Here is a 15,654-nt window from a genome sequence, read left to right as displayed (position 1 = left end):
TTTTGGAGTTCTTGTCGTCAAGATTTTGACTTTGCGCCTAGTACTGGAAGTCTTGAATTCTCTAGAGACACAGTCTATTTAGATACTGTTTTTACAAACATTGGTTCAAGTACATATAACTTAAAAGTATATAATAGAAGTGACAACGACATCTCTATACCTACTATCGCTTTACAACGTGGTCAAACCTCTAACTATAGGTTAAATGTAGATGGAAACCCTGGACAATCTTTTAATAATGTAGAGATACAAGCAAAAGACAGCTTGTTTATTTTTGTTGAAACAACAATAGATATTGAAGGCCAAACACTATTAGATAATGAGTTTTTATATACCGATAAAATAAATTTTGATGCAGGAAGTAATCTTCAAACAGTAGAATTAGTAACATTAGTAAAAGATGCTGTATTTATTTATCCAGATCGCGATAATACCACTGGAATTATAGAAACACTTGCCTTAAATATAGACGGAGAAACTGTCGAAACGGAAATTCAAGGCCGCGAATTATTGCCTTCAGAATTAAATTTCACCAACCAAAGACCATATGTTATTTATGGCTATGCTGCAGTTCCTAATGGAGAAACACTTACAGTAGATGCTGGTACAAGAATCCATTTTCATGCAAATTCTGGACTATTAGTTTCAGAAAATGCAAGCTTACAAGTTAATGGAGGTTTAAGTGTAGATGAAGGGCTATTAGAAAACGAAGTTGTTTTTGAAAGCGATAGATTAGAACCTGCTTTTGCAGATGTTCCTGGCCAATGGGGAACTATTTGGCTTTTCGAGAATAGTGTAAATAATGTAATTAATTATGCTACAATTAAAAACGGAACCATAGGTATTCTATGCGATGGTAATGCTGATGCTGCACTAGATAAATTAACAATAACAAATTCTCAAATCTATAATTTTAGCAACTATGGTATTCTAGCTAGAAACTCTTCCATAAAAGGAGAAAACTTAGTTGTTAATAATTCTGGGCAATCTTCTGTTGCCCTAACTCTAGGTGGTAAATACAACTTTACACACAGTACCATTGCAAACTATTGGAATAATAGCTTTAGACAGTTTCCTGCGTTACTAGTTAATAATTTTGTTCAAGATACAGATGGGACTACTTTTATAGCAGATTTAACCGAATGTAATTTTAATAATTCTATTATCTACGGTAATGATAATCCTGAATTTATTATAGATGAAGTTGTAGACGCTGGAGTTGTTTTTAATTTCAAATTTAGAAATTGTCTTGCACAATTTGCTGATTCTTCTGTAAGCCCAGATGGAGCTAATTACGATTTTAATGATACCACACATTACGAAAGTTTTTTCCGTAATCAAGATCCAAATTTAAGAGCTCCTTTTGAAAACGATTTACAAATTGGAGACGATTCTTTCGCAAATGGAGCTGGTAATACAACATTTGCTTCTCAAGTACCTCAAGATATTTTAGGTATAAGTAGATCTGCTTCTCCAGACTTGGGTGCTTACCAGCATATTACTTTTGATTAGAAATAATCTATGAATTTTTTGTTTGAATTATGTTAAACAAAAAAAATCTCATTCTATAAAATGGGATTTTTTATGCTTTTTACAAAATAGATTTACTGTAAAACAACCTTTTTAGTAGTTAATTTTCCATCTTCATCTTTTAAGCTAAACAAATAAACACCTTTTGCATAATTGCTAATATCAACTTTGTTTTTAGTAGGTGTAAGTACTTGTTCTAATAATTGTCTACCTAAAATATTATAGACTATTAATTTAGTATTCGATTTAATATTATTAATAGTTACTTTACCATTAGTTGGGTTTGGATGTACGTTTAATTTAGGTGCTTGATTGTAATCATTAGTAGATAACGAACTACCTTCTACTATATTCAATACTTGATTTGCAGTCACATTATTTATAATGTCTATTGTCCCACTTGGCCATGTTACTTTAACATAATCTGCCACAGTTGCAGAGCCAAAACCAATTATTTCTGTACTTGAGTTTTGTGCTAAATAACCTTCACCACATAATGTATATCTATATTGGCTATTACCATTAATAGCAACTTCTATTCTAGACCCTATACCACCTTTATTACTAGTTACACCTTCTAATTTTACCTTTAAGTAATTGTTAGAGTTTGTAGTTGTATTTTCCCAAAGGAAGTAATTATCTGTATCATTCATAACAACTATATCTGGTAAACCATCATTATTGAAATCTCCTACAGCATTTGCAAAACTTCTTCTAGTATCATTTGCAAAACCTATTCCTGTTGGTATCGTATAGTTATTTGTACCATCGTTTTCAAAAAATGCTGAAGACATTAAAGTTGGGTCAACACCTGTCATACTACTACTAACATACAAATCTAAATCTCTATCATTATCTGCATCTAAAAACGAAGATCCCCAAGAAATGGTATTCATTTCTGTACCTAAACCTGGAGATAAATTAAAAAAAGTACCATCTCCATTGTTTTTTAGTAAATAATTTCCAGCAGTTGTGTTTGTAACATAAATATCAAACCATCCATCGTTGTTATAATCACCAATAGTAGTAGACATAGCATCTATAAATACTCCTGCATCACTACTTACAGAAACATCTGTAAATGTTCCAGATCCATTATTTTGATATAACCTGTTTCTATTTGGTGTTTTATCGTTTGCAATATAGATATCTTGATCACCATCGTTATCATAATCGAAAAAAGCTGAACAAAAAGATAATTCATTATTTAAATTTAGTCCAGCTGATTCAGTAATTTCTATAAAAGTTCCATTTCCTTGATTTCTGTATAAATAGCTGTAATTATTAGTATTTACACTATCTCTATTAGCTATTAATGCATCTAAATCACCATCATTATCTATATCACCAAATGAAATTCCATAAGTTGTTAAGTTGTTAGTAAAAAACCCAATAGTTTCAGTTACATCTGTAAATGTCAATGCTCCATCATTTCTATAGTATTTGTTAAAACCAGAGATACTTGTTGCCATAAAATCTTTATCACCATCATTATCGTAATCTACCCAAAGCACCTGTTTTACTCTTTGATTGTTTACAATACTCAAATCTACTTCTGTGAACAATCCATTATTATTCTGAAAAAACAACAGCTGTTCTCCATCTGTTGTAGAATATGTTAGGTCGTCCCAACCATCATTATTAAAATCACAGAACGAAACACCACCACCATAAAATGAAGTTCCATAAGTGTAACCTACACCTTTAGCTGTTGCACTGTCTTGAAAAGACAATTGAAATTGACCATAACTAAAAGTAACAGCACACAAAGCTATTAATGTAAAAATTCTTAACAAACTAATATTTTTATTACTAATATAAAAAAAATTAGATAAGGTGTCTTTTAAATTACATTTTAAAAAGAGGTAAACCGCTCATCATTGTATTTACTTTAGTGGCTACTGATTCTAAAACAGATTCATTTTCATGGTTATTAATAACTTGGTCTATAAAATCTACAATGGTTTCCATTTCATTTTCTAATAAACCACGTGTTGTTATTGCAGCAGTACCTACCCTAATTCCTGAGGTTACAAAAGGTGATTTGTCATCAAAAGGAACCATATTTTTATTTACTGTAATATCTGCTTTAACAAGTGCTTGCTCTGCCTCTTTTCCGGTAATATTTTTATTTCTTAAGTCAATAAGCATCATATGGTTATCTGTACCACCAGATATAATTTTGTAATCTCTAGCTACAAAAGCTTTTGCCATAGCATCTGCATTCTTTTTAACTTGTAACATATAATGCATAAACTCGTCTGTTAGAGCCTCACCAAAAGCAATCGCTTTAGCCGCAATAATATGTTCTAAAGGACCTCCTTGGTTTCCAGGAAAAACTCCAGAATCTAATAAAGAAGACATTTTACGTAAGTTACCGTTTTTAAGTTTTAACCCAAATGGATTATCAAAATCCTGTCCCATTAAAATCATTCCTCCTCTTGGTCCACGTAATGTCTTGTGAGTTGTTGAAGTAACCACATGACAATGTGGAAGCGGATCATTTAAAATACCTTTTGCAATTAAGCCTGAAGGATGAGAAATATCTGCTAATAAAAGAGCACTAACACTATCTGCAATAACACGAAAACGCTTAAAATCTATATCTCTAGAATAGGCAGAAGCTCCAGCAATTATTAATTGTGGTTTTTCACGAGTTGCAATCTCTTGAATCTTATCGTAATCTAAAACACCTGTAGCCTCTTCTACTCCATAAAATACGGGATTATATAGTCTTCCAGAAAAATTCACTGGAGAACCATGTGTTAAATGTCCACCGTGAGACAAATCGAAACCTAAAATTTTATCTCCAGGTTTTAAACAAGCATGGTAAACGGATGTATTTGCTTGACTACCAGAATGTGGCTGCACATTAACATATACTGCTCCAAACAAAGTTTTAGCGCGATCTATAGCAATTTGCTCCACCTCATCTACGACTTCACATCCTCCATAGTAACGTTTTCCAGGATATCCTTCTGCATATTTATTAGTTAAAACAGAACCAGCAGCTTCCATAACTTGGTCGCTAACAAAATTCTCTGATGCTATTAATTCAAGACCGTTTAACTGTCTTTGTTTTTCTGCTTGAATTAATTCAAATATTTGTTCGTCACGTTGCATAAATATAAATTTTATTAATTTTCACAAAAGCGAAAATTTATTAATAGTTAAAAGTTTATCAAAAATAAGAAATAAGCCTTGTAAATAATTGAAAAAACATATATTTACTTAGAATTTATAAACAACAAATCAACAATTCCAAATATGCCATTATCAGCAAATAATCCAGACAGAAAATCGTGGTTGCACGTCGATAAAAATTCAGACTTTCCTATTCAAAACATCCCTTTTGGTGTCTTTTTAACAAGAGACGATATTATTACCATTGGAACAAGAATTGGAGATACTGCAATAGACTTAGGTGCTTTGCACCAATTAGGATATTTTGAAGGCATACCGTTAACAGATGATATTTTCTTACAAGATACCTTAAACGATTTTATTGCTGATGGACGTAAAACTTGGAGATTAGTGCGTAATAGAATTGCTCAAATTTTTGATGATGAAAATCAAACTTTAAAAGGTAACCTTAAAGATAAAGAAACGGTTTTGTTTCGCTTAGACGAAATAGAAATGCAATTACCTGTACAAATTGGTGATTATACAGACTTTTACTCTAGTATAGAACATGCAACAAATGTTGGCACCATGTTTAGGGATCCTGATAATGCACTATTACCTAACTGGCTTCACATTCCTGTTGGTTACCATGGTAGAAGTAGTTCTATAATTCCTTCTGGCATACAAGTGCATAGACCTCAAGGTCAAACTTTACCAGCTGGAGAAACTGAACCTGTTTTTGGACCTAGTAAATTAGTAGATTTCGAATTAGAAATGGCTTTTATAACTACTGATGCTAACGATTTAGGAGAATCAATTCCTATTGAAGAAGCAGAAGAATATATTTTTGGTTTGGTATTATTTAACGACTGGAGCGCAAGAGATATACAAAAATGGGAATATGTACCATTGGGCCCATTTTTAGCAAAAAGCTTTGCCTCTTCTATTTCACCATGGATTGTAACTTTAGATGCTTTAGAGCCTTACAGAGTTGAAAGCCCTAAGCCATTAAAAAAACAACTTGGTTATTTACAACAAAAAGGAAAAAAGAGCTTTGATATTAACTTAGAAGTTTCTATACAGCCAGAAAAGGCAAAAGAAACTATTGTAAGCCGTTCTAATTTTAAACACATGTATTGGAGCATGGCACAACAACTTACACACCACACTATTAATGGATGCCCAATAAACTCTGGAGACATGATGGGAAGTGGTACTATTTCTGGACCAACTCCAGATTCTTACGGTTCTATGTTAGAATTAAGTTGGAGAGGTGAGAAACCAGTAAAATTGAATAATGGATCTGAACGTAAATTTATAAACGACTTCGATACCGTAATAATGAGAGGTCATTGCGAAAAAGATGGAACTAGAATAGGTTTTGGTGAGGTAAAATCTCAATTACTACCAGTATTCAAACCCAAAAAAAACAAATAAATTTAAATAAATATTTCATTATAGATTAAACCTTTTTATTTTTTTGATGTCTTAACAAGAAATTCATCACTTTAAAAATTAATAACAAAAAATGAAAAAATCATTATTATTAAGCTTTTTACTAGGTTTAATATTTCAAACAAATTTTGCCCAAGAATCAGTAAATGATAAAGCAATGTCTTTGGTAAATAGCGACTATTTTCATACTTACAAAATTGAAAAATTTTCTCTTCACACTAACAAAACAGTTTATTTCTCAGGCGAAAAAATTTGGTTTAAAGCCTATATTGCTGAAGATGATAGTAATACAGCCTTTTCTGAATCTACTAACATTTACATAAACTTATACGATACTAACTTTAATTTGGTGCTTAGTAACTTGTTTTATGCTGAAAATGGAAAAACAAATGGTGAAATTAAACTTCCAGAAACATTAGCAAATGGAAATTATTATTTACAAATAGACTCACAATGGAATAAAAATTTTAATCGTGATGCTATATTTCCAATTCAAATAGTTGATTTGTCTGATGCTAATTCTATTAATATTAATCAAGAAGTACTATCTGAAACTATAGATCTAACTACTAAAAACCAAAACGGAGAAAGTTTTGAAATTTACAGAACAGAATCTAGTAACGATAATGCTATAGCATTCGAAATATCACCAAAAACAGATGTTATAACCAACCTAAATAACACTTATGGCTTTGCAGTCTTACATCGTGAAGGCTCTGTACGTTCTATGGCACCTATAAAGTTTAATAAAGACAAAGGTATTTACAAAATTAACTTTGCTAAAAACGATGCTTTAGATGGTTTAAACACAATTTCTGTTTTTAATGATAAAAAAGAAGCGCTTTACAGTAAGAATTTCTTTATTTACAATAAAAATAATGTCATCTTAAATATTCGTAAAGATACTGTTACTGAAGACTCTTTAACTTTAAATCTTAACCTATTTGGAAACACAAAAATAGCTAACATTAGTGTTTCTGTATTGCCAGAAAAAACAATGGTTTACAACAACCAATCTAATATCGTATCAGATTTCCTTATTAAGCCTTATCTAAAGAGTGATAAATATAATACTGCAATGCGAATAAATAATTACAAAGCAGATGATTTAGATGCCATTACTCAATTAGAAGCAAAAAACAATGTCTTTGTTTACAACACTTTAACGGATAAAAACACACCATATGCAAGTGAAGGAGGAATTACTTTAAATGGAAAAGTTACAACTAAAGTGACCGATTTATCTAAATACAAAGTAATGCTATCTTCACCAGAAAATAAGATTACAACTTTAACAGACATTGATAAAGATAGAAAATTTAAGTTTGATAAATTATTATTAAACCATCCATCAAAATATACTTTATCGCTAATAAATGAAAAAGGTCAAATAGAAAAAGTTAGTTTCTATGTTTACAATACATACATAGATTATAGAGCAAATACTACTTTAAATATAGATCCTAATTTTAAAGAAGTTCTAGAAAAAACAGATCGTTTAAATCAAGCTACTAAAAATATGGATGACCTAAGACTACCTGAGTTTTATGGTGCAGAGCAATTAGAAGAAGTAAATCTTGAAGTTTATAAAGAAAAAAAGGAATTAGAGCTTAAAAAGAAAATAAAAAATAGCGGTATTTTGGGTCTAGCATCTTCTAGAGTAATAAAACCAGAAGATACAGGATTTAACAATACTCTATTTTTAACATTTTTACAAACTTTACCAAACACAATATTAACTTATACAAGCGATGGCACACCACAACTCGTAAACACTAGAGGTCCAAAAAGTATTAACGACGCAATTAATCCACCTATTGCTGTTGTTTGGGATGGAGCAATTTTACAAGATCTGTCTTTATTGGCATTCATTTATGCAGAAGAAATTGAATATGTAGTTCTTAATATAAATGGAACTGGTTATGGTTCTAATTTTCCTTATGGAGTATTACATGTTGTTTCTAAAAATGGAAATAATGGTGAAAAATTAGTTGCAAAAAACAAGAATGTAAAAGAATTTGATACTACTTTTGGTTTTAATAAACCAAAAGAAAAATATGAACTTCCTGAAGATTTAGCTTTTTTTAGTCAAAGTACAATAGATAATTTTAGCACAATAGACTGGGTCCCTAATTTTAATGTAGAACCTAATACTGATAATTATTTAAAAATAAACCGAAGAGATCACAATAGTGTTAAACTTATAATAAATGGTATAACCGAAGATGGCAAACCTATCTATAAAGAACAAATAATAAACCTTTCTAGTAATTAGACAATAAAACAATAAATCAAAAAAGCCTTTAAACACATACTGTTTAAAGGCTTTTTTGATTTTGGCATATTAATTGATTTTATATCTACATTATAAATCCTTAAAACAGAAGAAGATGAAAAACTTTACACTATTAGCAGTACTTCTTCTAATACTAACATCTTGTGTTGGAAGAAAACAAATTGAGAAGCAACTACACTCTGGTAATTATGACCAGGCTATTAGTAATGCACTTAAAAAATTAAAACACAACAAAGATAAAAAGCGTAAACAAGACTATGTAATTATGCTACAAGATGCATACTATAAAGTTGTACAAGAAAACCACAACACTATTAACCATTTAAAAAAAGATGGAAATCCAGAACTATATCAAAATATTTTTAATATTTATTTAGATCTAGAAGATAGACAACGTGCTATAAAAGCAGTTATGCCTTTACATATTAATGGAAAGCTTTTAACTTTAGATTTTAAAGATTACACAAATTCAATAGTAAACTATAGATCGAAAGTTTCTAGTTATAAATACGATACTGTTATTTCTTTAATGGAAAGCAATAATAAAATTTATAATAGAAATGCTTTTGAAACTCTAAACTATATAGAAAGCATAAATGCTAATTTTAAAGATGTTAGACTACTTATGGAAGTTGCACATCATCAAGGAACAGATTATGTTATTGTAGATATCGAAAATCTAACACAACAAATAATACCAGTATGTTTACAAAATGAGTTACTAAATTTTAATACTTATGGCTTAAACGATTTCTGGACAATATATCATGCAAATGCAAATAATGAAATAGATTACGATTATGCAATGGCATTACAATTAAAACGTATTAATGTATCTCCAGAGCGTATTACAGAAACACAATTAATTAGAAGAAAGAATGTTGTAGATGGATGGGAATATGTTTTAGATGCAAATGGAAATGTTGCTAAAGACAGTTTAGGTAACGACATAAAGCAAGATAAAATAATTATAGCTAAAGCTAGATTTAATACTATTAACCAGTTTAAATCTACTCAAATAATCGCTATAGTTGTTTACAGCGACTTAAAAAAAAATCAAGTTTTAGAAAGCTTCCCTATAGATAGCCAATTCGTTTTTAATAATCTCTATGCAACGGTTAGAGGAGATAAAAGAGCTTTAACTTCAGATGATGTAGAAATTTTAAAAAACAGACGAATACGTTTTCCTAGTAACGAGCAAATGTTTTTTGACACAGGAGAAAACCTTAAACTACAACTAAGAAACATTATTACTAGGTATAGCTTTAGAAGTTAAAACATAAAACGTCCAAATTAACTTTGGACGTTTTTTTATTTTAATATTTTAAATAAATCTTTCTAAATCAATGTCATTAATAACTCCATGACTTGCATGAGCAACTACTACTCCATTTTTAATAACTAATAATTGAGGTGATTGGTGCATTACTTGAAATTTGTAACCTACTTCGTTAGAAACATCTCTGTAACTTAACAAATCTAAATAATACAAATCTAAATTAGCCTCAACATTATAAGCAGAAACAAACTGGTTCATTACCATTTTACTAATACCACAACGTGTAGAGTGCTTAAATATAAGTTGCGTTTTTCCTTTAGATAGTGTTTCTATAGTATTTAATTGGTCTACAGTCGTTAAAGGTTTCCAAGGTAATAATTTCTCTTCTTTAGGCTCAGACGAGCCAAATAATTTTTTAAACATAGTATGTAATTTTTCTTTCTCTTAATTATAAACAAAAAATCTTTATTGTTATATAGTCGCAACTATTTACAAACATTACAAACTGTCTAAAAGTTATTTAAAATCAGTGCTTAACAGACATTTTGTCTTGTAATTCTATTTGGTAAGGTAATTGAAATATGGCTAATTGTAAAAGAAAAATAATAAGATTTCTATTCACTAATTTTTGAAAATAGAAACTAAAACTTGAATAAAATGAATATTAATAATTATACAATAAAATCTCAAGAAGCCATACAGCAAGCGCAACAACTAGCTCAAGGTTTAGGAAACGGACAAATAGAAAACGAGCACATTTTTAAAGCTATTTTTGAAGTCGACGAAAATGTGTTGCCTTTCATTTTAAAAAAAATGAATGTTAACTTAGTAATGCTAAAACAAATTTTAGAAAAACAGATAGAAAGTTTCTCTAAAATTTCAGGTGGAGAGTTATCACTTTCTCGTGATGCATCTAAAGCTTTAAACGAAGCTTCAATTATTGCTAAAGACATGAACGATGAATATGTTTCAATCGAGCACTTAATTTTAGCAATCTTTAAATCTAAAAGTAAAATAGCACAAGTTTTAAAAGACCAAGGTGTTACTGAAAAAGTACTAAAAGCGTCTATAGCAGAACTAAGACAAGGAGATCTTGTAACTTCTCAAAGTCAAGAAGAAACTTATAACGCTTTAAACAAATATGCCAAAAACTTAAACCAATTAGCAAAAGATGGAAAGTTAGATCCTGTTATAGGTCGCGATGAAGAAATACGTAGAATCCTTCAAATTTTATCACGTAGAACCAAAAACAATCCAATATTAGTTGGAGAACCTGGTACTGGTAAAACTGCTATTGCAGAAGGTTTAGCACACAGAATTGTAGATGGAGACATCCCAGAAAACCTTATCGATAAGCAAATTTTCGCACTAGATATGGGATCGCTAATAGCAGGTGCAAAATTTAAAGGTGAGTTTGAATAACGCTTAAAAGCAGTTATAAAAGAAGTCACAAATAGCGAAGGAGATATTGTTTTATTTATAGACGAAATTCACACACTTGTTGGAGCTGTTGGTGGTCAAGGCGCAATGGATGCAGCAAATATTTTAAAACCTGCATTAGCACGTGGAGAGCTTCGTGCAATTGGCGCAACTACATTAGATGAGTATCAAAAATACTTTGAAAAAGATAAAGCCTTGGAGCGAAGATTCCAAAAAGTAATGGTTAACGAACCAGATACAGAAAGTGCTATTTCTATACTTCGTCGTATTAAAGAAAAATACGAAACACACCACAAAGTGCGTATTAAAGACGAAGCAATAATTGGTGCTGTAGAATTATCTACGCGTTACATTACTAATCGTTTTTTACCAGATAAAGCTATTGATTTAATGGATGAGGCTGCCTCTAAACTTAGAATGGAAATAAACTCTAAGCCAGAAGAGCTAGATGTTTTAGATAGAAAAGTAATGCAGCTAGAAATTGAAATTGAAGCAATAAAACGTGAAAAAGATGAAGTGAAACTAAAATCTTTAAGAATTGATTTAGCGAATTTGAAAGAAGAACGCAACGAAATTAACGCGAAGTGGAAAAGCGAAAAAGTGGTTGTAGATAATATACAGAATACTAAACAAGATATAGAGAACTTTAAAATTGAAGCAGAAAGAGCAGAACGTGAAGGTGATTATGGAAAAGTAGCAGAGTTACGTTACGGTAAAATAAAAGAAGCCCAAGAGACATTAGAAAAATTACAAATAGAGTTAAAAGCACAATCTGAAACCTCATTAATAAAAGAGGAAGTAACCTATGATGATATTGCTGAAGTTGTTGCAAAATGGACAGGTATTCCTGTTACAAAAATGTTGCAAAGTGAACGCGAAAAACTATTAAAATTAGAAGAGCAGTTACACAAGCGTGTGGTTGGGCAAGAAGAAGCTATTGTTGCTGTTAGTGGTGCTGTTCGTCGTTCTAGAGCTGGTTTGCAAAATCCACAAAAACCAATTGGAACTTTCTTATTCTTAGGCACAACTGGTGTAGGGAAAACTGAACTTGCAAAAGCACTTGCAGAATATTTATTTGACGATGAAAGCGCTATGACTAGAATAGACATGAGTGAATACCAAGAAAGTCACGCTGTTAGTAGACTTGTTGGAGCACCTCCAGGTTATGTAGGTTATGATGAAGGAGGACAGTTCACAGAGGCTGTAAGACGTAAACCATATTCTGTTATTTTGCTAGATGAAATTGAAAAAGCACATCCAGACACTTTTAATGTTTTATTACAGGTGCTAGACGAAGGGCATTTAACAGACAATAAAGGTAGAATTGCAGATTTTAAAAATACCATTATTATAATGACATCTAATATGGGAAGCCAATTAATACAAGAGCGCTTTGCAGCTACAAAAGATATTGAAACTGCAATGGAAGCAGCAAAAGTTGATGTTTTAGGTTTGTTAAAACAAACCGTAAGACCTGAGTTTTTAAATAGAATTGATGATACAATATTATTTACACCTTTAACTAAAGAAAACATTACAGAAATCGTAGGCATTCAGCTTAAAAGTGTCACTAAAATGATAGCGCAACAAGGCATCACATTCGATGCTACACCTGAAGCTATTGTTTACTTAGCAGAAAAAGGTTTGACCATGAATTTGGAGCAAGACCAATTAAAAGAGTGACACAAAAAAAAGTTTTAAATGCACTTAGTAAAAAAAATTTATCTGGTAAAGTAACAACAGATAGTATTATATTACTTGATGCTTTCGATAAACAATTAGTGTTTAGAAATCAAGGTGAATTAATTACAGAAGAAAAATAATGTGATGTCATTCAGAAATGAAGCATGAATGAAGAATCTAAATTATAACATGAGAGATTCTTCGCTTTGCTCTGAATGACATAAAATCACAAAGTATTGTTAAACTAAAATAAACGAAGAATAAGTTCGTTTTTGAGATAATTGTTAGTTAGTTAGTTTGAAAAAGCGACACAAGACATAAAGTTGAGTGTCGCTTTTTTTATTTAAGTCTTCGAATATTATTAAACTAAAAAACCACCTACTAAAAGCAGATGGTTTGTATTCATTATCTATTTTAATATTAATTCTTATTAAGAAGTTGTTGCATTTGCTTTTTTAATACATTAATTTCTTTTTTTAAGGCGACAATTTCATTTAAAGCATTATTTATAGTTTTATTAGGTTCAGTAGATTACACACTAGACACAATAGATGTTGAAATGTTCTCTGCATATTTGGCTCTTAAAGCATACGGTACACTCACAAATTGTGTAGTTCCTATTATAACGAAAGTAGAACCTCCAGTAATATCGGCTTCTACTTGTAATGAATTGTTATGAGACCAATTTACATTTGCAAAAGCACCTGTTGTTAGCGTTCCACTTCCTATTGTTAAACTTACCACTCCATTTGATGTTGTGGTTTGCAAATGTGTTTCTGCAAATGGAGTTGTAGCTGTATTAGAATCTAGAATACTAAATCTTAAATTAACAACTTGATCTGCTACAAATTCTCCAGCAGCGTCTCTAATTGCTGCTTGATTAATTAAATTTTAATTTTAAACAAAGTTACACACGAATAAGGCTTTTAAATATGATATAAATCATAGGTTATTAATTTGTTTTAATTGCATTTTAGAAAAACAATAATCCATAAGAATAATTCTTACTTTCTAAAATAAATAAAGTAATTTTATAGTCAACAATTTCACATATGAAACTAAACAAATACATAGATCATACCTTATTAAAAGCCACAGCTTCAACAACAGATATTAAAAAACTTTGTCAAGAAGCCTTAGAACATAAATTCTTTTCTGTTTGTGTAAATTCTTGTTATGTTTCTTTAGCAAAAGAACAATTAAAAGATAGCGATATTAAAGTTTGTAGCGTTATAGGTTTTCCACTTGGAGCAATGAGTACAAAAGCTAAAGTTGAGGAAACTGAACAAGCGTTAAAAGATGGAGCAAATGAAATAGATATGGTTTTAAATATTGGTTTGCTAAAAAGTAAAGATTTTGATGCTGTTTGGAGAGACATTGAAGCCGTAAAAAAAACAATGCCAAACAAAACACTTAAAGTAATTTTAGAAACTTGTTATCTTGAAGAATTAGAAATTATTAAAGCCAGTGAATTAGCAATTAATTCTGGAGCAGATTTTATTAAAACCTCAACTGGATTTGGAACTGGAGGCGCAACTTTAAACGATGTAAAACTTATGAAAAGTGTAATTACTAATTGTGGTACAAAAATTAAAGCTTCTGGTGGAATACGTGATACAAAAACTGCTTTAAAATACATCAATTTTGGAGCCGAAAGAATTGGTACATCCAACGGAATTGCAATTGTAACTGGAATTAATCTAGAAGGAAATAGCTATTAAATTTAATACAAACAAAATGAGCATACATATTGGAGCCAAAAAAGGTGAAATTGCAGAAACTATATTATTACCAGGAGATCCGTTAAGAGCTAAATGGATAGCCGAAACTTTTTTTGAAAACCCTTTTTGTTTTAATGAAATTAGAGGTATGTTAGGCTATACAGGAACTTACCAAGGTAAAAAAGTATCTGTTATGGGAACAGGTATGGGAGTGCCAAGTATTTCTATTTATGCTCATGAGTTAATTACACAGTTTGGTGTTAAAAACTTAATACGTGTTGGTAGTTCTGGTTCTTACCAAAAGGACGTTAAAATTAGAGATGTTGTTCTTGTTATGGCTGCCTCTTCAAACTCTGGTGTAAACGAGTTGCGTTTTGGAGGAGCAGACTACGCTCCTACTGCAAATTTTGAGTTATTTATAAAAGCTGTAGAAGCTGCAAAAGCTAAAAAGATTGCAATAAAAGCCGGAAATGTGTTTACAAGTGATGAGTTTTATGCAGATGATTTCGAATCTTATAAAAAATGGAGTAAATTTGGTGTACTTTGTGTAGAAATGGAATCTGCTGGATTATATACAGTTGCAGCTAAACACAATGCAAAAGCATTAACAATTTTAACAATTTCAGATTCTCTTGTAACTGGTGAAAAAACAACAAGCTTAGAAAGAGAAACTACTTTTAAAGATATGGTTGAAATTGCTTTAGAACTTGCTTAAATCTATTTATATGAAAAAAATATTATTACTATCTCTTCTGATTTTTACTTTTTCTTATGGTAAATCAAAAAACCAAAATAACACTAAACAGAATAAAGATACAACTACTTACTATCTAGTAAGACATGCCGAAAAAGATACAATACCAGCTAATAATCCTAAATTACTAGCCACTGGAGAAACACGCGCTCAAAATTTCGCGTCTTTTTTTAGTGATAAAAAACTAAATGCAGTGTATTCTACAAACTACACACGTACCCTCAACACTGCCTACCCAACTGCTAAATCTCAAAATCTAGAGACCATTATTTATCACCCTATTAATATCAACTATAATATATTTTTAGAGGAAACTAAAGGAGAAACTGTTTTAGTGGTTGGCCATAGTAATACTATTCCTGGTTTTGTTAAC

The 15,654-nt window shown here is 30.6% G+C and carries 11 protein-coding genes and 1 pseudogene; 8 read left to right on the top strand and 4 right to left on the bottom strand.

Annotated elements, in window-relative coordinates; genetic code table 11:
* Window positions 1-1,512: hypothetical protein (locus QNK89_RS09820; protein WP_340170848.1), on the top strand; the 1,512-nt coding region annotated here is incomplete at its 5' end.
* 92 nt (window positions 1,513-1,604) lie between these two features.
* Here QNK89_RS09820 and QNK89_RS09815 read toward each other — a convergent pair.
* Window positions 1,605-3,326, bottom strand: a complete 1,722-nt coding sequence (locus QNK89_RS09815) for an FG-GAP-like repeat-containing protein (protein ID WP_340170847.1) — start codon at window positions 3,324-3,326, stop codon at window positions 1,605-1,607.
* Window positions 3,327-3,378: 52 nt separating this feature from the next.
* Window positions 3,379-4,653: a serine hydroxymethyltransferase gene (gene glyA / locus QNK89_RS09810; RefSeq protein WP_340170846.1), complete on the bottom strand. Its 1,275-nt coding sequence runs from the start codon at window positions 4,651-4,653 to the stop codon at window positions 3,379-3,381.
* Window positions 4,654-4,797: 144 nt separating this feature from the next.
* On the opposite strand from glyA, the gene fahA reads away from it, so the two are divergent.
* The 3 genes from fahA (at window position 4,798) to QNK89_RS09795 (ending at window position 9,680) form a co-directional block, all read left to right on the top strand.
* On the top strand, window positions 4,798-6,090 hold the full coding sequence (gene fahA / locus QNK89_RS09805; protein WP_340170845.1) for a fumarylacetoacetase: 1,293 nt from the start codon (window positions 4,798-4,800) through the stop codon (window positions 6,088-6,090).
* 91 nt (window positions 6,091-6,181) lie between these two features.
* Window positions 6,182-8,383, top strand: a complete 2,202-nt coding sequence (locus QNK89_RS09800; protein WP_340170844.1) for a hypothetical protein — start codon at window positions 6,182-6,184, stop codon at window positions 8,381-8,383.
* Between the two features lie 115 nt (window positions 8,384-8,498).
* Window positions 8,499-9,680 carry a hypothetical protein gene (locus QNK89_RS09795; protein WP_340170843.1) on the top strand — a complete coding sequence of 394 codons (1,182 nt, stop codon included), beginning with the start codon at window positions 8,499-8,501 and terminating at the stop codon, window positions 9,678-9,680.
* Window positions 9,681-9,728: 48 nt separating this feature from the next.
* Here QNK89_RS09795 and ytxJ read toward each other — a convergent pair whose 3' ends face one another.
* Entirely contained in the window at window positions 9,729-10,106 is a 378-nt protein-coding gene (gene ytxJ / locus QNK89_RS09790) for a bacillithiol system redox-active protein YtxJ (RefSeq protein WP_340170842.1), read from the bottom strand.
* A gap of 234 nt (window positions 10,107-10,340) precedes the next feature.
* On the opposite strand from ytxJ, the pseudogene clpB reads away from it, so the two are divergent.
* Window positions 10,341-12,946: pseudogene (gene clpB / locus QNK89_RS09785) on the top strand (ATP-dependent chaperone ClpB).
* A gap of 391 nt (window positions 12,947-13,337) precedes the next feature.
* Here clpB and QNK89_RS09780 read toward each other — a convergent pair.
* A complete protein-coding gene (locus tag QNK89_RS09780; protein WP_340170841.1) occupies window positions 13,338-13,574 on the bottom strand; it encodes a hypothetical protein in 237 nt (78 codons plus the stop codon).
* Between the two features lie 284 nt (window positions 13,575-13,858).
* Between QNK89_RS09780 and deoC the strand changes: the two genes are divergently transcribed.
* The 3 genes from deoC to QNK89_RS09765 all read left to right on the top strand — a co-directional run.
* Window positions 13,859-14,527 (top strand): deoxyribose-phosphate aldolase, encoded by a 669-nt coding sequence (gene deoC, locus QNK89_RS09775; protein ID WP_340170840.1) that lies wholly within the window; start codon window positions 13,859-13,861, stop codon window positions 14,525-14,527.
* Between the two features lie 16 nt (window positions 14,528-14,543).
* On the top strand, window positions 14,544-15,242 hold the full coding sequence (deoD, locus tag QNK89_RS09770) for a purine-nucleoside phosphorylase (protein WP_340170839.1): 699 nt from the start codon (window positions 14,544-14,546) through the stop codon (window positions 15,240-15,242).
* Between the two features lie 10 nt (window positions 15,243-15,252).
* Window positions 15,253-15,654 (top strand): phosphoglycerate mutase family protein (locus tag QNK89_RS09765; protein ID WP_340170838.1); only part of this gene is annotated, 402 nt, incomplete at its 3' end.

Origin of the sequence: Lacinutrix sp. (assembly GCF_037625555.1) — a bacterium.
In the GTDB taxonomy this organism is placed as follows: domain Bacteria; phylum Bacteroidota; class Bacteroidia; order Flavobacteriales; family Flavobacteriaceae; genus Lacinutrix.
Note: the sequence above shows the minus strand (reverse complement) of the source record. Positions and strands in the feature narration are given on the sequence as shown.